Source organism: Sporosarcina sp. QA0331 (assembly GCF_055808055.1).
Genome location: NZ_CM147850.1, coordinates 3,336,442 through 3,355,200, shown reverse-complemented (window position 1 = coordinate 3,355,200; position 18,759 = coordinate 3,336,442). Strand labels below are relative to the sequence as shown.

The window sequence follows — 18,759 nt, the reverse complement described above, 5'->3', positions numbered from 1 at the left end:
AAAAAATGCAAGTGTTCAAACGATGGGGTGTATCGTTAGCTGCGTGTGCGCTCGTTCTTAGCGGGTGCAGTTCGGGAGATACGGCGGAGGGGAATGAAAATGAGCCGATTAAGATCGGTGTTCTTGCATCGTTGACAGGTGCATTGGAATCGTACGGAAAGCAAACGACACGTGGATTCGAGCTTGGGTTGGAATATGCGACGGATGGAACGATGGAAGTGGCTGGTCGGGAAATCCAGTTCTTTTTTGAGGACACGGAAACGAAGGCGGAAGTGGCTGTCCAAAAAGCGACGAAGCTTCTTGAGGATGATGGGGTGGACTTTCTCGTAGGGTCTTCGAGTTCAGGTGACACACTCGCTGTTCTTCCGCTTGCGGAGGAATATAAGAAAATCATTGTCGTTGAACCGGCGGCGGCGGACTCTATCACCGGCTCGGAGTTCAATCCGTATGTGTTCCGGACAGGACGGAATTCCTCGCAGGATGCAGTAGCCGCGGCGGCTGCCATTGCGAAAGAAGGAGTGAAAATCGCGACGCTTGCTCCAGATTATTCATTTGGCCATGACGGCGTCTCTGCGTTTAAAGAAGCTGCGGAGAAATTAGGGGCTGAAGTTATCCATGAGGAATATGCGGATCAGGCAGCAACGGATTTCACGTCCAATATCCAGAAAATCATCGACCAAAAGCCGGATTACTTATATGTTATCTGGGCGGGTGCGAACACACCTTGGAATCAAATCGGGGATATGAAAGTAGAGGAAAAAGGCATTAAAATATCGACCGGTGTCGCCGATTTTGCTACATTCCCGACGCTTGCCCCACTTGTCGGCATGGAAGGATTCACGGTTTATTATCACGGACTGCCGGATAATAAAGTGAACGATTGGCTCGTCGAAGAACATGAAGAACGTTTTGGCGAAGCGCCGGATTTATTCACACCAGGTGGAATGAGCGCAGCGATTGCCATTGTGGAAGCATTGAAGGAAACGAAAGGTGACACAGATACGGATCTCCTCATTGAAACGATGGAAGGTATGAGCTTCGAAAGTCCAAAAGGGACGATGACATTCCGTCCCGAAGACCACCAAGCACTCCAATCGTTATACGCAGTGACATTGGAGGAACAGGAAGGGTTCGACTACCCGATCCCTGTATTGATCCGCGAATTAAAACCGGAAGAGACAGAACCACCGATTCGAAACTAAAATTGTTTGGGTGCATTGCAGTAAACAATTCAGATCATGCACTACAATTGTATAAAGTAAATTAAGAAGCCGCCATCATTTGGTTGGCTTCTGTTTGTATTTATATGGTTATTTGTGTGCTGCACAAGTACTGGTTTTTGTTTATTGGAATTTGGTGATGATTAGCAAAAATATGTTATTCTATAGAAAAGCAACCTAGTAAATTTTTACAAGAGTTGTTATTAAAGGAGCTGTCATGATGATATTTCACGAATTAGAAACAGATCGACTTCGTCTTATCGAAGTCAATAAGGAGCACGCCCAAGGGATATTCGATAACTTTTCAAATCCGGCGGTCGTTCAGTATTACGGAATGGATCCAATGACTGAATTGGCGCAGGCGGAAAAATTGGTTGAGCGTTTCAAGAGTAGTTTTTTAACAGGTCATAGCGTGCGGTGGGCCATAGTCCGGAAGGAAGATAACCGTTTTGTAGGGACAATCGGCTTGAATAACCTTTCCAAAGGAATGAAACGTGCGGAAATCGGATTTGAGATGCACCCGGATTTTTGGCGAACAGGCATAACGTCTGAAGCGTTGAAGGCGGTCTTGCATTATTCATTCACAGAAATGGGCTTGCATCGAATGGGAGCTGTCACGTTTTTGGACAATGTGGCTTCCATCAATTTATTAGAAAAGCATGGGTTTAAACAAGAGGGAATCTTACGAAGCTATTTGTTCCAAAACGGACAATCACATGACGCGCGTGTGTTTTCGGTTTTGAAAAATCAATGAGGGAGGGTGTCATTTGAAAACACTTTTTGCGTACAATTGGCAAGTGAGAGAGGATTGGTATCGCTGGTGTGAAGAAGTGGAGGAGGCAGAGCTGCTACGCACCCGTACTGGTGGGGTAGGCAGTTTTTTAGAGACGTTGTTCCACATTATCGATGTGGAGTGGAGCTGGATCCGTTTGTTGCAGGGAAAGCCGGATATTCAAGAGAGCTTTGCAGACTTTAAAAGTCTGCAAAAAGTCCGGGAGCTAGATGCCCGGTTCAAGCCGGAAGTCGAGGAGTTTGTCCGGAATTGGGAGGAGAGCATGGAGCATAACTTGTTGCAGGATACGATGCCCGATGGCCGGGTTGTGACAGATGCATGGGGAGAGGTCATGCGACATATTATTGCACATGAAATCCATCATATCGGGCAGTTGTCGGTATGGTCGAGGGAAATTGGGAAGAAGCCGGTTTCCGCCAACGCGATCGGCCGAGGGCTTATTCCGCATAGGATTGATAATTAAGTTGCTTGGGGGATAACAAATGATTATAGGGAATCCGATTGCTTCCGGAAACACCGCTGAAATCTATCTTTATGAAAACAAGATCGTAAAAGTTTTTAAAGATCATTTACCACATACCGAGTCGTTTTACGAGGCGAATAAACAACGATATGCTCACTCATGTGGACTATCCGTTCCGAACGTTTTAGACGTCACGAAAATAGATGGAAAGCAAGCGATCATCATGGAATATATCGAAGGGAAAACAATTGGGGAGCTGTTTTTTGCAAACATGGATCAGGCGGAATATTACATAGATCTTTCCATTGACATACAGCGAGAAATCCATCAGGTTCGCGCCGATTCGCTTGAACCTATGTCCGATAAATTACGTCGGCAACTTGAGGCAGCCCCTCATCTGGATAAAAAGCAAAAAGGGACGTTACTTAAGAAATTGGATTCGATGACTTATGAAAACAGACTTTGCCATGGGGATTTTCATTTATTAAATTTGATAATGTCGAATGATAAAGTGACGATTATCGACTGGGTGGATGCGAGCGCGGGAGATATCCGTGCTGACGTTTGTCGGACGTATCTCTTGTATTCAGAACTATCGGCGGAAGTGGCGGAGCTCTATTTACGGTTGTATTGTGAAAAAAGCGGATTGCCAAAAGATGAAATTTTGCAATGGTCACCGATCCTCGCAGGAGCTAGATTAGCTGAAAATGTATCAAACGAAAGTGCCGAACGTCTATTGGATATTGTGAATCTGTACTGTCCTTATGTTGAGTAAATAAGGTGGAAGTGGGTGGACTGCAATGGCAGTAGTGGAAAAAATTTTAGAAAAGAATCATTGCCCTATACATTATTGGATTACACCCGAACATAAAGGACCATGGCTTATATTTCTACATGGCGCAGGCGCTGATCATAGAATGTTTAGTGGGCAAATCATTGAACTCGATCCAATGTACGGAATACTGATGTGGGATGCGAGAGGACATGGTCGATCCAGGCCGATGGGCGATGACTTCAGTATAAAACTGCTCGTTGAAGATTTGCTGGCCATTATGAAGATTGAGGGGATTGAAAAAGCGACTTTTATCGGTCAATCTATGGGCGGGAATACGGCGCAAGAGATGGTCTTTTATTATCCAGACAAGGTAGAGAATCTAGTTCTGATCGATTGTGCATGCAATACGTGGAAGCTTTCCGTTGGGGAGAGGTTGTCAATCCAGATGGCGCCTTTTATCGTTAAACTTTATCCGTGGAACGCCATGATTGCACAAAGTGCTCGTGCAAGTGCCGTGAAATTGGAAGTGCAGGAGTATCTTAAAGATGCTTTTTCAACGGTTGGTAAAAAGGATTTTTCGAAAATATTTCTTGAAACAGCAGCCTGTTTACACTTTGAGAAAGACTATCGAATTAATAAGCCAATGCTACTTGTGTGCGGGGAACACGATGACACGGGAAATATCAAAAAAACGGCGCCACAATGGGCGAAGCAAGAGCCATATTGTGAGTTTCATTGGATTAAAGATGCACGACACTGCTCCAACCAAGACAATCCAGTTGCTTTTAATGCACTGCTTGGTCAGTTTTTACGGGAGTTTACGTAGTTGCCTATTCAGGAAAAGCATTTTGAATGTCATGGGGGATTTTGATGGAGAAGATGATGAAGAACGAATATGGCTCTCTTACGATTCCTAAGGAAGTTTTCATGTTGATTCGACTGGAGGAAGAGTTGGCAAGGGAGGGGGAGACGCTCGATACAATTGGCTTCATACCGATTGTTCAAGAATTTGCTTATCCGATTACACCGATTGATGTAATTCCGTTTGCCAGTACAGGAGGGAATGGAATTCACTTTGGTTTTCTCACTGATTTTGGGCGAATTACAGATTTGAATGAAGCCCCGATTGTATGCGTCTCACCTACGAACGATCCGCCTATTCGACTGGTGGCGCCAACGATTCGTGAGTTTTTAAATATGGCTTCTTCGGTGCCGCATGTCGAACTGATTGAAACATGCTGGCCATGGAGCGATAAGGAAAAGACAGAAAGTATACTTGAAGAATACCGTTCGGACGATTATCAAAAGAAGAGGGATAAGCTATTGATTCGCTTGCGAGAAACGTTTTATAGCTGTGAAGTAGATGTAGCGGAAAATGTTCAACGTGTTCTGCGTGAACGGAACAACAAGATTATACTGCCGACGTATGATGGGCTTGGCGTTGTACCGTTCGGGGATATTCGCACTACTAGACGCTACGCTTTTAATCCGGAACGGAGTCAGGATGATGAGGAACTTACGAAGATGCGAGGCTTTTTGAGCCATGCGAATACGGAAGAGAAGCTGGGGTTCATCCGCGATGCCTCTTACTGGTACATTCTATCATCGGATTATGACGATCAAATAATGAAGCTGGTGGGTGAGATTTTGGAGGAGCTCTTATTGGGAAATGAAATAAAAAGATACGTAAACAGGACTGAACATGACTTGAAATAATTGTTATTACGATGTAGGTCATACATCGACAGGTGAAAGTAGGTTGTTTCAATGGATTTACAATTTTTATTTTCCGAGCGAATAAAAGAAGTTCAGGAGTTGCATCCGGGCTATGAGGATCACGCGAGTGACGTATGGTTAGTGAAAACGGATGAGCGGGAAGTAGTTGTTCGTTCCTCCCGAATGTGCGATGAACCGAGCAATGATTTCTGGTGGGGATGCAAGCGATTGTTTGGCATCGACCCGAGAAATGCATTCGGCTTGGAACAGGTAAATGATACGCTTCAAGACATCACTTCCATTCCAATCCCACAAGTAATTAAAAAGGCAAAGATAGACTCAAGAGAATTTGTAGTGGTGGAAAAATTAAGCGGGACAATGGTTCCTTCATTTATAAATCAACCTTCTACCGTATTACAGGATCTTGGGGAAGGGTTGGCAAGAATTCATCAATATCAAGTCAACTACGTAGGCAGTCCATCAGGACAGTATAAAATTCCACTCGGCAGATTCAAGCAGCATTTATTGGAATCCATGACGGATTTAGTTGTGAAATTTTATAAAAATGACTTTGCTATTAGTAGGAAACTTCCTGAAATGATTAAAAGGATTGAGGGAATCACTGGCCCGACATCCGCTACTTTAGTATTGGTCGATATGGACCCAACCCAATTTTTATCGAACGGCGAAAGGTTGACCGGGCTTGTTGATACGGAAGCATATGTAATGGCTCCGAGAGAACTGGACTTTATTGGCCTTGAATATGTTTTAGACAAAAGGTCTGCCAAAGATTTTATGACAGGTTATAAACGGATTATGGAAATCCCTGATTTGGAGACATGTAGATTGCCTTATCGTTATTTGTACCGATTATTATCCGTGCAAGGTAGTTTAGACATCGATGAATGGTTAGACCGAGAGAATTTATTCTATTAGGAGAACCGGGGATAGTATGACGAAAGCAAATCCGAAAGAACTAAAAGTTGGATTCCATGTATATTCGAAAATAATTCAGGATTACCAATTATAAGGGGATCTGCAGTCGGCACTAGTGGCGGATCAAATGAATAATAAATGAAAAGGGAAGCCTGTCGCCGACACGAGACCGAATTGTTCCAGTGGCGGGCTTGTGGGAGCAATTTTTACATTAATTATATTGGTGCTTGTTCGAGTGCCTGTGTAATAAATCATTCTGACAATGCACTACAAATGTATAAAATATTTCAAGAAGCCCTTTTAATCGGCTTCTTTTTGTATATACATAACTATAAGTGAATTGTCATAAATGTGTGTTACACAGGCACCACCTTGAGAACTTTGTCCAAATTGTGAACTCGTTGCAAGAGGAATGAAAAATAACACTTACATCGGAGGAAATTTTTTTGTTATAGTGAAAAACAGACCGGTTGGTATGTGGAGGTGTACTACGGAAATGGATACAAAATCGTTGATAATCGACATCGCGACAACACTTTTCCAACAAAAGGGATATAAAGGCGTAGGGCTGAATGAAATAATAAAAGCCAGTAAGATTTCAAAAGGTGCCCTTTATCATCACTTCCCAAATGGAAAAGAGGAATTACTGATCGCTTGCCTTCATTCTTTAGACGAGGCGATTACGAAGGATATTGAAGCAATTTTTGAACGATATCCGACTACCCAAGAAGCAACAAATGCGATGATTTCAAAACTGATCGTCAGTTTTGAAAAGGAAGGAACACTGACTGGATACACATTTAGCAGCATAGTCAGCGAAATGGCTTCGCTAAGTGAACCGGTTAGAAGTGCATGGGCACAGTTATATGAAAAAATGCAAGATATCTATGTAAATAAGTTAGTGGCAGATGGAATCTCGAATGATACAGCATATTCAATTGCACTTATGATGACTGCTTCTATTGAAGGTGGAATGATGCTTTGTTTATCCCAGAAATCAAGTGAACCCCTAACAATCATTTCGCATGCATGACCAAAATTACTGAAGGAGTTTTAATAAGTGACTACACAATCTAAATCGGTAACAACACCGACGCAACAATTCAAAAATGGCCCGATCATGGCGGCTCTTTTAGTAGCTGGCTTTGTGGGGCTTTTTAGCGAGACGGCATTAAATATTGCTTTCGTAGAATTAAGTCAAATTTTCAAGATCGACCCTACGACGGTTCAATGGTTAGCAACAGGCTATTTTTTAACATTAGGCATTTTAGTGCCCGTATCAGGTATTTTGATGCAAAAGTTTTCGACGCGCCAAATGTTTCTAACTTCGATCATACTCCTCCTCTTTGGAACAATATTAGCGGCTGTAGCTCCTGTATTTGGCGTACTTCTTGCAGGACGTGTTATTCAAGCAGCTGGACTAGCGATTAATTTACCGTTAACACAAAATGTTATCTTTACAATTTTCCCGCCGAATAAACGAGGAGCTGCGATGGGTGTTATGGGATTGGTTATGTTGGCAGGTCCGTCGCTCGGCCCGACCGTAGCAGGACTTATTTTAGATACACTTTCATGGCATTATATTTTCTGGGTGACAGTGCCTTTCTTGCTGTTTTCATTAATCTTTGGATTCATTTATTTACCGAATGTCAATGAAATTCGCAAAGTCTCGATTGATGCGCTATCCGTTATTCTTTCAACGATTGGGTTCGGTGGCATCGTTTACGGGTTCAGCGTTTCTGGCGTTGAAGGGTGGACGAGTGGACCGGTTCTTGGAATGATCATTGTCGGACTCCTAGCAATTATCCTTTTTGCCATTCGACAAACAAAAATGGAAAATCCGATGATGAATTTACAAGCATTCCGTTATCCGCTTTTCGTGCTTGGTGTCATCATGAGCTTCATCACATTCTTTAATATGTTGTCCATGCTTGTCATTTTGCCGATGTATATGCAAATGGCTTTAGTCATTGCTGCATTTACAACTGGGCTCATCCTGCTGCCGGGCAGCTTGCTGAACTGCATACTCGCACCAATCATTGGTCGTTTATTTGACACATACGGTCCGAGAGCGGTCATTACACCAGGAACCGTGTTAGTAGCGCTAGGTTATGCAAGCTATACGCAATTTGGTACGGATACGGCTTTATGGGTGATTGTCGTATCGTTTATCGTCATGATGCTAGGAGTGGGTGCGGTACTCGCTTCCGTTCAGACAAACACGCTAAATTCATTGCCAAGAAGATTTTATCCAGACGGCATCGCGATTACGCAAACGATCCAGCAAGTAGCCGGAGCGATTGGGATTGCAGTAATGGTCTCGCTGTTATCTGCGAAACGAAATAGTTATATGGAAACGATTACGAATGCACCGACTGAAGCCGCAGCATCAGGTACATCCATGGTTTTTACAATCAGTCTAGCATTAGCTGTAATTAATATTGTCCTTTCCCTTTTCTTGAAAAAGCCAGCATCAAGTATTCAGTAATACAATTGCATAATGAAAATGCAAGAAGCCAACCATATCAACACTTTGGTTGGCTTTTTGTGCATTTTTAATCTTTACACTTTCTTTATACTTTTGCGGTTAATTTATTTATACTTGGCCATTATTCTAAGCGTATGACGAGTGAAAGGATGATCGGGTATGTCAGAAACGATTTTAAAAGCGACGAATGTCTCGAAAATATATGGGAAACACAAAGTGCTCGATAACGTATCTATTGAAATAAAACGAGGGATGATTTACGGGTTGATCGGCGAGAATGGCGCCGGAAAATCAACATTCATGCGCACGATTATGGGATTGATCACGATCGATGGAGGGGCCATCGAGCTGTTTGGCGAGACCGGGATGAAGGGGCTGCAGCATGCAAGAAGAAAAATGGGCCAGTCCATTGAGACACCGGCGCTTTATCCAGAATTGACCGCCCGCCAGAACTTACGTGTCCAAGCGGCAAATGGCGGTGTCGGTGATCGGGAAATCGATGAGTTGCTTCGTTTAATGAACTTGAGTCATACAGGCAAGAAGAAAGCGAAGAACTTCTCTTTAGGGATGCGTCAACGGTTAGCGATTGCCTCGACTCTTATTACAAACCCGGAGTTCTTAATTTTAGACGAGCCGACGAATGGACTGGATCCTTCCGGTATTGTTGAAATGCGGTCAATTATTCAACGACTTGTGACGGAGCGTGGAATTACCGTCTTGCTATCAAGTCACTTGTTGGATGAGCTTTCACAAATTGCGACCCACTACGGCATTTTGCACGATGGAAAAATCATAAACGAGCTTTCAAAGGAAGAGCTGGCGCGTGAAAACCGCCAATTCATTGAACTGGAAACGACTGAAGTTGAGCAAGTGGTCGTCATCCTCGATCAGCTTGGAATCAAAGACTATGAAGTGATCACCAGCACTGAAATAAATATCTATGAACGGCTAGACGATGTTGCGGCAATCAACCGTGCATTAGTGCTAGCAGATGTAAACGTATCACGGATTGGTACATCAAGACAAAAACTCGAAGATTATTTCTTGCAATTAACGGGAGGGAATCCTCATGCTTAATTTGTTAGCAGCTGAAAAAATAAAATTACTACGCAGTAAAAAAATATGGATCACCTTAACTATTTTATTCTTCCTTCCTATCCTCCAAGCTGTGAATAGTGTTATAAGCGTAAAATACGGGGATGATCTCGTTCAAGCAATTGATACAGTCATTAATGGCGCGACGGGGATTTTAATGATCGATAAAAACGGGTTGACGATTTTACTCGTCATCGTTGCCTTTATCAGCTTCTTCATCGGCGAAGAATTTCAGCATGGAACGATTCGCAATACGTTATCCCTAGGTCGGAGCCGCACGCATTATTATTTATCAAAGCTTGTGGTCGCTTCCTTACTTTCGCTCGTTGGAGTGATTGGGATGACAGTCGTTGGGATGATCAGCTTTACAATCGCTTTTGGTTTTGGCGATGTTGCAGAAGTTACGAATTATATTAGCTACGCAATAAAATCCTTCAGTACGCTCTATTTATTAATTTTAGCAAACGTATCAATCTACGTGATGATTAGCTTTTTAACGAAAAGTAGCAGCATCTCGCTCGTATGGGGATTCCTATATACAATTGCAACAGGCTTTATTCCGGGAATGTTCCAGCAAACCGAGCATTTTAAACAAATCACATTTTGGTTTACGGAGTCTTTTCTATTCTATTCAGACTTTGTAAATGAAGTTGCCCGATTCCCCGAGATGGTTTTAGTCAGTGTAATTACGATTGTGTTATCATCAACTGTAGGAATCCTTTTGTTTAAACGATCAGACATAAAGTAGGTCGATAGCGATGACAACGATATTAATTATCGAAGACGATATGGCAATTCATTCACTTATCAAAGAAGCATTGACTTTAAACGGCCTCGGCACATTGAGTGCGTACTCGGGGACGGAAGGGAAATTGCTTTTTGAACAAAATCAGGTCGACGTAGTTCTCTTGGATCTCATGCTGCCTGGAATGAATGGAGAGGAGTTTCTGCGGGAAATTCGGGTGAACTCGATGGTTCCGGTAATAGTTATTTCAGCAAAAACGGATCAGGACTCGAAATTGGAGCTGCTCACGATTGGAGCGGACGATTACATTACAAAGCCATTCGACGTTAATGAGCTGCTCGTACGGATCAACATCCAATTACGTCATGCAGCAAAGGCTTCAACGAGCGAAACGAAAGAAATCCATTACAAAAATATCAATGTGAATGTAGATACACGGGAAGTGAAAGTGAATGACCAAAATCTCCACTTAACCGGACGTGAGTACGCAATCCTTCTTTTATTTCTGGAGAATCCGAAAAAAGTATTCAGCCGTGCTAATATATATGAAAGTGTTTGGAATGAACCGTTTTATGATGGCGATAAAACGATCAATATGCATATTAGCAACTTGCGAAATAAACTAAATGCAGTCGATACGAACTACATTCAAACTGTATGGGGCATAGGCTTCAAATTTGATTGACGAAAGGAGTGTGATTGTTATGTGGGCATTATTATTTGCTTTGCTAACAATGGCACTTCTTTTTTATATTTATTTCCTGAAGCGGGAATTGCGGAAGTTGCAACGTGAAGTGAAGGAGCTTCCGACACGTGCTAGCTTTGGCAGTCGGCTATCCGTAGATTTTCGGGAAAAGCAATTGATGGAGTTGGTCGATGAAATCAATGAAATGATTGATGCGTTTGAAAAGAAAAACCATCAAGCAAAAAAGATGGAAGAGAACGTTAGGTTAACAATCGCCGGACTTTCCCATGATTTACGGACACCGCTGACGTCCATTCACGGCTATGTACAATTATTGAATGAAATGCAAGATGATACAAAAAGAGCACATTATGTAAAGATTATCGAACAGTCCGTGAACCGTTTAATGGAAATGACCGATCACTTCTATGACTTGGCACGCATTGAAACGAATCAAAAGGAAATGGCGCTATCTTCAATTTCACTCTCCAACGTAGTCGAGGAAATATTACTGTCCTTCTATGAGCAATTTGAAGAAATGAAAATCGAAATCGAATTTTCCGAACAAGTACAAGGCCGGCAAGTTATCGCCGACGATTTCATGCTCATCCGTGTCCTCCAAAACATCGCTCAAAATATACTTCGCTATGCTAAAAGTAAAGCGGTGATCAGCTATCGGGAGGAAGGCGATAATTTACTGTTTACGATAAAAAATGACATTAAATCAGATAGTAAAGTGGCCGTCGAGAAAGTATTTACACGTTTCTATACAGAAGTCGCAAGCAGAACTAACACAGAAGCAAGCGGGCTGGGACTCTATCTTTCAAAGAAATTAATAGAGAAAATGAACGGCAAAATGGACGCCGAACTAAACGGAAATTGGTTCATCCTAAAAATCCAGTTGCCGCTCATCCGAGGCCACTAAAAAGTCCACTTGAAAGGGCTTAAGCTAGAACTTTTAACATCGGCAGGCGTGAGCTGTGGGATGCTATGACTTCCTGTTCTTCATCACATCCGCCATTTGACGAGAATTAAGATCATCTTCCTCATTCAACTTATTGATAATGTTGTTGTAGTCTTCATCATTTCTATTTTGGCTTAATTTATAGGCAGCTTGAACTTCTTGTATATTAATTTTAAATCCAACAATACCTTTTATTTGTTTTTTCGTTTGGGAAGAAAGAGTTTCCCACAAAACTGCATTCTCTCGATGATGCTCGTATTTTTGTAATAACAATATAAGATCTTTTTCCAATTCTTCCTCACTCATCACAGAAGCTGTTCCGTATACATGGACTGCTTGGTAATTCCAAGTTGGTACATTTTCATGGTTATACCAAGAGGACGAAATATAAGCGTGTGCTCCTTGAAATATGACAAGGACATTATCACCTTCAAACTTTTTCCATTGTGGGTTCACATAAGCCATATGCCCCGTTATATAGAAAGCATCTCCGTCTTTTTTTAACTGCAATGGCAAATGAGTTGCAATAGGTTTCCCATTTTCCGTCGTGACAATGATGCCGAACGAGTTTTCTTGAATAAAGTCCCAAACTTCTTCGACAGAAGAGACCTTATAATATTTAGGAATATACAAAGCAATCCACCTTCCGCAATTTTTTAAAGCGTTTTGGTCATTATATAATCTATTTGTTCTTCATCCCCCATACAAAAAGAGTGGGACCCAGTTTGAATAAATCCCAATTTCTTATAAAAAGAAACTGCTTTTTCATTCGCTTCCCATACCCCTAGCCAGATTTTCTCTTTATTATGTTGCAGTGCAACTTCGGTAGCTATATTCATTAAATATTTGCCAAGCCCTTGCTCTTGGAATTCGTTCTTAATATAAATTCTTTCGATTTCAAGTGATTCATCCCCCATATCTTCAGATTGGGCATCATTTATATTTATCTTTAAGTATCCAGCGACTTCATTATTAAAATAAACAAAATAGAATTGTGAAGAAGTATTGGATATTTCTTCTTTTAATTGGCTTAAGTTAAATGCTTTGTTCAAATAGGCTTCCATATTTTCGGGCGAATTTTGTCCCTTAAAGGTTTCCTTAAATGTTTCAGAACTAATCTCTTGAAGTGTATGTAAATCCTCAAGATTACACTGTTTGATGGTTACAGCCATGTAGCTTATCACTCCTTTATCCGATCAATATTCTCTCTTGTTTCCTTTTTTGACAAACTCCCAGTCTTTCTCAACATTTATTCTCATTCTTTGAAGGAGATTATATATATCTTCTACCTCTTTTTGCGAAAATCCCTTTAAAGCAATTTCGTTAGAATGATCGTTTTCTCTTTTGATAAATGGATAAACGTCCTTTCCTTTCTCTGTTGGAAAGAGATTTTTAATTTTCTTGTTATGTTCATCATCTTTCTTTTCGATAAAGCCATTACTTTCAAGTTTTTTTATAGCGCGAGATGCTGTTGTTCGGTCTACTTTTATCATCTCAGCTAACTTTTCTTGAATGATTCCTGGATTTTCACATATTCTAACCAGATACAAATACTGTCCTTTCGTAAGTTCATATTCTTTAAATTCAAGATTACTAATAGAATCTAATGCCCTTGCTATCATTCCAATTTCACGAAGAATTTCCTTCATAACTTACTCCTTATATTTATTTTGTTTTCCACTCAAATCAATTTTATTGCATTTGCAACAATAATTCAAGTGTAAAGAAACTCTTTTTATGGTACCTGTACAGCCACACTATTCCCTGGCAATGCACTACAATTGCATTAATAATTGAAAGAAGCCAACTAAACGTTGATTTAGTTGGCTTCTTCCTGTATTTATATGATTTCAATTGAAATGTCATAAGTGTGTGCTGCAAAGACACCGGATTAAGTCACTCAACCTCGAAGAATAAATAATACGGTTTTTTATCGAGTTCATTCAATTGCAATTGGAAATCGAATTCTTCCCGTTGTTTTTCGGTCATTGGGATGACACCGAAGGGGATATTGTTAGCGCGCGCTAATTCTTTAATTCGGTTTCCTTTCGCCAGACTGTCGTCATCGAGCCAGAGCCGGTATGTAATTTGCTCTTCGTATTCGGTAATAAGGATCAATCTCCATGCAAAGTACGTTTCATCCGTCGGGTCGCTAATCGAGGCATATTTCACGTACGGCTGGACGACAATCTCGACGATATCTTCGTACGGTACAATCTGTTCCTTGCCGTTCCAGTGGTGAGTCACAAGTCCGTCGACTTCATGCACACCACGATAGTCAGCCCACATCATATACTGATAACTCGCATACACACCCACGACAACAACTGCAGCAATCGCGATTACACTTTTAATCTTCCGTGTTGTTTCATAAAAAGGGAAGGCGAACAACAATAATAAAACGAGGATGAAACCGATAGAATGGCCACCTAAATTATTATTCGCAGTCGTTTCGAATAACAAAAAATGACTGTTGGAAAATGTCTGTTCCTTCAAATCTTCGTATCCTTCATAGGAAAGCAAGAGGGCAGGAATGATGACAACACAATAGATATACGCCCACATCCATCGAAGTCCGTTTTTCTTCGCCTTCGTCAAATTAGTCCTCACAATTTGTCCGATCGCATAAATCGGCAAGCTAATAACAAAAATGCCGAACAGCGATGCTGCGAAGTCCTCTTCTAACGTGACGATACCACCTAGAGCAATGAACAGGCTGAATATGATTAGTATAATGCCGAATATCCTTCTCATCTACTCACCTCTCATTCTTTTACGTGACGACATACTAGGAAGATTCAATTGGATTTAAAATTAGGCAGGAATTGCTAGCCCAAGCGTAGAAGTTATGTCAAAAGGAGTCGATCGATGATGATTACAGACGTAGATAAAGCATTTCTGCAAATGACGTTGGAAGAGGCAGAGCAGGCGCTGCACGAAAATACATATCCTGTAGGAGCCATTCTCGTGGATGATCAATTCAACGTCATTGCCAAGGGTCGAAATCGAGTACATACATATAAAGACGCTACGGCGCATGCGGAAATTGAAGTGATTCGCAATGCGGGAGAGGCGATCTTTGATGCGAAAATACATCATAAATCGTTTACATTATACAGTTCATTGGAACCGTGTCCGATGTGCACAGGCGGAATTCTGTTTGCGAAAATCCAAAGAGTAGTCTGGTTGCTGAATGATGACTTAGGATTTGGCGGTTTTCAAAAGATGAAGGATGCTGCTATTTTTGAAGCCAAGTTTAATAAAATCGAAATGATTGCGGAGCCGGATATAGAACTCAAAAATAGGCAAATCGAGCTTATGCGCCAATGGGAGAATAGCTCCAACCACGTAGCCAATTTGCGTAGCGCAAGTAGTGCAGCAACCTCTTTGAGTAAGTAACGATGTGACCTCCCCTCGATTTCACCTTCATCTTCTAGAGTGTTATTTCGAGGATAAAGGAGTATAAAAAAAAGAACTTTCTCGGAATATTGGAGAGGAAATCAGATCCATTATAACTATCCTCAGAAGTGTGAGTACGGCAAAAATTCTTGTCAAGAAAAACAGAAAGCAGTATGATAATTGACGTAGCACCGATAGGGCTATATATCGGGAGGTGATGTGAAGATGGCAAATCAAATGGCATTGCCAGCTTCTAACAAAACTCATGCAAAGCCGAATGAGGAAAAGGCGATTCTTTGCATGGGGCGAATGGACGTTTAGTCGCCTATAGGAAGATTTCCATTTCTGAATTGAAGGTTTTGCGCTTTGTTTACGCAATAAAAAACAAAGGAGCTAACAGAAATGAAGAATGAACAATTTCTAAGAAACGATCAATATAATTTCATTAAAAGACAAGTACAACAACTCGTGAATGGCCACGCAACAGTGAATGATAAACATGTCATTGGCGCAATTGAATCACTTTCAATTGAAAAAGTGACGGATTTGTTTACGGACGTAACTGACGAGCAAAAAGAAATCCTCAATAAAATTGTAGAGATTACGGATAAAGAAGAGGCCGAACAATTCTTATTGGACTTGGAATCTTACGTCATTCCGTTCACTAAACCTTCGGAGCAAAGGCTGAAAAAGCTATTCCCAAAAGTAAAAAAAATGAAGCTGCCGACAGAAGGCTTGGACTACAAGAAAATGTCCTTTTTAAGTTTTGATGATATTGGAACGAAAAAGAGATATATTATCACGCCGAGTCGAAAAGGCATGATCGGTCTTTCGGGTACTTACGATGAAATGAACGTCAAGCAAATATGCGCAATTTGCAACCGTTTGACGCACGTCTGTATGTTCATGACAAAAACAAAAGGTGGAATTCCAGGCACGTACACGAAAAAAGGGAATTACATTTGCCAAGATGTCGATGACTGCAACCATCATGTATGGTCGTTGGATAAACTATATGAGTTTGTTGATAACATTAAATAAGGTAATGAATAAGCCAACCGGTCCTCGGTTGGTTTTTTTTGCATATATAGATAAAGCAAACGTATTAAGAGGAACTTATGAAGGAAATGGAGAAATTACTTGTATAAGGGGGAGGAAAGATAATGAGTAAATATTTACAGTCATTTTCTATTGTGTTCTTGGGGATATGTATTGTTATAGGTGCTTGGCTGATTTCTCGATCATTGCTAACCGACGATGTAGAGAGTGAAAACGAACAAATTAGATATGATTTCATCACAATAGCATCCGATTACTTTATCATCTTCGATAAACAAAAAGGGGAGTATTGGATGAAAATTGGTGATGCTGATTGGGAAAAACAGCAGTCTTTTTCTGGTGTAGAGTGATAAGTCCAAACCGGAAAACTGGAAAAGCCAATAAATAATTAGCAATAGTAGCTGGTCTTTCTGCCATAGCAATCGTGGATTGCTATGGCAGCGCTTTTTCTTGCACTGAAATGAAAGTGATACATATTGTTTTTTTAAAGTCACCAATTAGCATCTTCAAGTGTGTTAGTAGTGAAAGGGGGGTTAGGGGATGTTGCAACAAGCAGTTTGGTCGGCCGAACTAGATGTAGAGCGAATCGTTGATACATACGGAAATATGCTGTTTAGGATCTGTCTCGTTATGTTATCCAATGAGAAAGATGCGGAAGATGTCGTGCAAGATACTTTTATTACGTATCTAACGAAATCTCCGACTTTCAAAGATTCAGAGCATGAGAAAGCATGGTTGATTACGATTGCCACGAATCGCTGCAAGAATATGAGAAGGTACAATTTTATTCGCAAACATATAGATATCAGTGATTTGCAACTATATTCCAAGGATGATGAGAACTATGGTTTGCTCGATCATCTTATGAAATTGCCAACTAAACATAAAATTGTATTGCTGCTTTATTATGTGGAGGGCTATAAAGTAGACGAAATAGCGAAAATCCTTACCATTACAGTATCCGCTGTGAAGAAGCGATTACAACGGGGAAGAGAGCTTCTTCGTGAGAGATATCGAAAGGAGAATGACTGATGGACTTTGAAAAGATCAAAGATGCTGTTACTTCTATTGAAATGTCAAAAACTATGGAAGATCGTGTAAAAGAGAATATTGGAAAGAGAAAATCGGGACAAGCACATTATAAAAGATGGATTCCGGTAGTAAGTGCATTGGCAATCCTATTGACAATAATAATCGGCATTCCATATTTTAATAAAAATGGAGAGCTCCAAGTTGCAAATTTTGCAATCACTGCTTATGCATTGAGTGATGATGCGCATCAGCTGAATACAACGATTACAACAGAACAAGCTACTATTGAATTAGCAACTGAAGATAGAATGGGTATTACGAGTATAGGCGGTGATGGAGGTGGATTATTCTTTACAGATGTTATGCTTAAAATAACTGGAGAACAGATAGAGTCAATTACGTATACAATGAGCCAAGGCAAGTTTGTAGAAGATGTTACATTTACATCGAAAAAGCATCCAGGCAGTGAATGGTTAAGAGAAGAAAAGATAAGTTTTGTTATAAGTGAGCCGGGCTCAGGTGTATATGAGGGGATGAGGAATATCGGAAGAACGTACACAGTTGCCTATCATGAACAGGATAAATATAAATATACCCTTGCCATTCCTCACGATGATAATAATGTAATAGTTGACGACGTGATCATCAACGTACTTGTGAAATATACAGATGGAAGCACAGAACAACAAGACATTGTTATAACGCAAGAAGCAAATGCTATTTCGTTGAGGCTTAAATAAAGAACAAATAGTGTCGGTGCAGTGCACCATTCAGATTATAATTACAATTGCATAAAATGAATAAAGAAGTCAACCACATCAACATCTGGTTGGCTTCTCTTTGTATTAATATAGTTCTTGAATAGTCATAATTGGTTGTTGCACAGGTGACTAATCAATCCTGACAATACACTGCAATTGCATAAGTAATTTATAAAAGGCCTTCCTATCAATCCTACGTTAGCTTATTTATGTATTTATATAACCTTTAATGAATTGTCATGAATGTGTGCTGCACAGGCACCGGGATTTACTTATTTCTACGCTCCAGTCTTTCTATTTTTCTAGTTAAGTGATCAATTTGCTTTTGCATTAGCTCCAATTGACTTGTTTGGTCTGATTGGCTTTTATTATTTTGATTTTCTAATTCCTGTAGCGTAATACCTGCTGCTATTGTTTGTAAACCATCACCTAATGTGGAAAGTGCAGCTCCGATGAATGAAAGTTTAGCTGCATAAGTTTCTGCAGAATCATTGTTTTGACTAAATTGATTACTATTTGCATTCTTCATTACTTCACATCCTCGATTAGAGTAGTTTTCTTATATATATGAAGCACTTAACAACACTATGTGGGTAATCAAGGTCAGTTACATTAAATCTAATTGCCC

The 18,759-nt window shown here is 40.6% G+C and carries 23 protein-coding genes; 18 read left to right on the top strand and 5 right to left on the bottom strand.

Annotation, left to right across the window (positions count from 1 at the left end; translation table 11 throughout):
- Window positions 1-5: 5 nt before the first annotated feature.
- From AC0L13_RS16980 to AC0L13_RS16920, 13 genes are all read left to right on the top strand, one after another.
- Complete coding sequence (locus AC0L13_RS16980; protein WP_473641686.1) at window positions 6-1,202, top strand: substrate-binding domain-containing protein; 1,197 nt, start codon at window positions 6-8, stop codon at window positions 1,200-1,202.
- A 238-nt stretch (window positions 1,203-1,440) separates the two neighbouring features.
- Window positions 1,441-1,974 (top strand): GNAT family N-acetyltransferase, encoded by a 534-nt coding sequence (locus AC0L13_RS16975; protein WP_473641684.1) that lies wholly within the window; start codon window positions 1,441-1,443, stop codon window positions 1,972-1,974.
- Window positions 1,975-1,987: 13 nt separating this feature from the next.
- Window positions 1,988-2,476, top strand: coding sequence for a DinB family protein (locus AC0L13_RS16970; RefSeq protein ID WP_473641682.1), 489 nt, complete (start codon window positions 1,988-1,990; stop codon window positions 2,474-2,476).
- A gap of 19 nt (window positions 2,477-2,495) precedes the next feature.
- Window positions 2,496-3,251, top strand: a complete 756-nt coding sequence (locus AC0L13_RS16965; protein WP_473641680.1) for a phosphotransferase family protein — start codon at window positions 2,496-2,498, stop codon at window positions 3,249-3,251.
- Window positions 3,252-3,276: 25 nt separating this feature from the next.
- On the top strand, window positions 3,277-4,077 hold the full coding sequence (locus tag AC0L13_RS16960; RefSeq protein WP_473641678.1) for an alpha/beta fold hydrolase: 801 nt from the start codon (window positions 3,277-3,279) through the stop codon (window positions 4,075-4,077).
- A 44-nt stretch (window positions 4,078-4,121) separates the two neighbouring features.
- Window positions 4,122-4,967, top strand: coding sequence for a hypothetical protein (locus AC0L13_RS16955; protein WP_473641676.1), 846 nt, complete (start codon window positions 4,122-4,124; stop codon window positions 4,965-4,967).
- A gap of 51 nt (window positions 4,968-5,018) precedes the next feature.
- Window positions 5,019-5,903 carry a hypothetical protein gene (locus tag AC0L13_RS16950; protein WP_473641674.1) on the top strand — a complete coding sequence of 295 codons (885 nt, stop codon included), beginning with the start codon at window positions 5,019-5,021 and terminating at the stop codon, window positions 5,901-5,903.
- A gap of 496 nt (window positions 5,904-6,399) precedes the next feature.
- Entirely contained in the window at window positions 6,400-6,936 is a 537-nt protein-coding gene (locus AC0L13_RS16945) for a TetR/AcrR family transcriptional regulator (RefSeq protein ID WP_473641672.1), read from the top strand.
- Window positions 6,937-7,023: 87 nt separating this feature from the next.
- On the top strand, window positions 7,024-8,391 hold the full coding sequence (locus tag AC0L13_RS16940) for a DHA2 family efflux MFS transporter permease subunit (protein ID WP_473647091.1): 1,368 nt from the start codon (window positions 7,024-7,026) through the stop codon (window positions 8,389-8,391).
- A gap of 159 nt (window positions 8,392-8,550) precedes the next feature.
- Complete coding sequence (locus AC0L13_RS16935) at window positions 8,551-9,468, top strand: ATP-binding cassette domain-containing protein (protein WP_473641670.1); 918 nt, start codon at window positions 8,551-8,553, stop codon at window positions 9,466-9,468.
- A complete protein-coding gene (locus AC0L13_RS16930; protein WP_473641668.1) occupies window positions 9,461-10,234 on the top strand; it encodes an ABC transporter permease in 774 nt (257 codons plus the stop codon). The genes AC0L13_RS16935 and AC0L13_RS16930 overlap by 8 nt, the downstream gene beginning before the upstream one ends.
- 10 nt (window positions 10,235-10,244) lie before the next feature.
- Window positions 10,245-10,916: a response regulator transcription factor gene (locus AC0L13_RS16925; protein WP_473641666.1), complete on the top strand. Its 672-nt coding sequence runs from the start codon at window positions 10,245-10,247 to the stop codon at window positions 10,914-10,916.
- Window positions 10,917-10,935: 19 nt separating this feature from the next.
- A complete protein-coding gene (locus tag AC0L13_RS16920; protein WP_473641664.1) occupies window positions 10,936-11,841 on the top strand; it encodes a sensor histidine kinase in 906 nt (301 codons plus the stop codon).
- 63 nt (window positions 11,842-11,904) lie between these two features.
- Here AC0L13_RS16920 and AC0L13_RS16915 read toward each other — a convergent pair whose 3' ends face one another.
- The 4 genes from AC0L13_RS16915 to AC0L13_RS16900 form a co-directional block, all read right to left on the bottom strand.
- A complete protein-coding gene (locus AC0L13_RS16915; protein ID WP_473641662.1) occupies window positions 11,905-12,513 on the bottom strand; it encodes an FMN-binding negative transcriptional regulator in 609 nt (202 codons plus the stop codon).
- Between the two features lie 23 nt (window positions 12,514-12,536).
- On the bottom strand, window positions 12,537-13,052 hold the full coding sequence (gene paiA, locus AC0L13_RS16910; protein ID WP_473641660.1) for a spermidine/spermine N(1)-acetyltransferase: 516 nt from the start codon (window positions 13,050-13,052) through the stop codon (window positions 12,537-12,539).
- Window positions 13,053-13,076: 24 nt separating this feature from the next.
- Window positions 13,077-13,529, bottom strand: coding sequence for a MarR family winged helix-turn-helix transcriptional regulator (locus AC0L13_RS16905; protein WP_473641658.1), 453 nt, complete (start codon window positions 13,527-13,529; stop codon window positions 13,077-13,079).
- Window positions 13,530-13,776: 247 nt separating this feature from the next.
- Window positions 13,777-14,634 carry a hypothetical protein gene (locus AC0L13_RS16900; RefSeq protein ID WP_473641656.1) on the bottom strand — a complete coding sequence of 286 codons (858 nt, stop codon included), beginning with the start codon at window positions 14,632-14,634 and terminating at the stop codon, window positions 13,777-13,779.
- 117 nt (window positions 14,635-14,751) lie between these two features.
- Between AC0L13_RS16900 and AC0L13_RS16895 the strand changes: the two genes are divergently transcribed.
- From AC0L13_RS16895 to AC0L13_RS16875, 5 genes are all read left to right on the top strand, one after another.
- Window positions 14,752-15,279, top strand: coding sequence for a nucleoside deaminase (locus AC0L13_RS16895; RefSeq protein ID WP_473647088.1), 528 nt, complete (start codon window positions 14,752-14,754; stop codon window positions 15,277-15,279).
- A gap of 402 nt (window positions 15,280-15,681) precedes the next feature.
- Window positions 15,682-16,320 carry a FusB/FusC family EF-G-binding protein gene (locus AC0L13_RS16890; RefSeq protein ID WP_473641654.1) on the top strand — a complete coding sequence of 213 codons (639 nt, stop codon included), beginning with the start codon at window positions 15,682-15,684 and terminating at the stop codon, window positions 16,318-16,320.
- Between the two features lie 122 nt (window positions 16,321-16,442).
- Entirely contained in the window at window positions 16,443-16,688 is a 246-nt protein-coding gene (locus tag AC0L13_RS16885; protein WP_473641652.1) for a hypothetical protein, read from the top strand.
- Between the two features lie 190 nt (window positions 16,689-16,878).
- Window positions 16,879-17,370, top strand: coding sequence for an RNA polymerase sigma factor (locus AC0L13_RS16880; protein WP_473641650.1), 492 nt, complete (start codon window positions 16,879-16,881; stop codon window positions 17,368-17,370).
- On the top strand, window positions 17,370-18,110 hold the full coding sequence (locus AC0L13_RS16875; RefSeq protein WP_473641648.1) for a hypothetical protein: 741 nt from the start codon (window positions 17,370-17,372) through the stop codon (window positions 18,108-18,110). The genes AC0L13_RS16880 and AC0L13_RS16875 overlap by 1 nt, the downstream gene beginning before the upstream one ends.
- Before the next feature lie 289 nt (window positions 18,111-18,399).
- Here AC0L13_RS16875 and AC0L13_RS16870 read toward each other — a convergent pair whose 3' ends face one another.
- Complete coding sequence (locus AC0L13_RS16870) at window positions 18,400-18,660, bottom strand: translation initiation factor 2 (RefSeq protein WP_473641646.1); 261 nt, start codon at window positions 18,658-18,660, stop codon at window positions 18,400-18,402.
- Window positions 18,661-18,759: the final 99 nt, after the last annotated feature.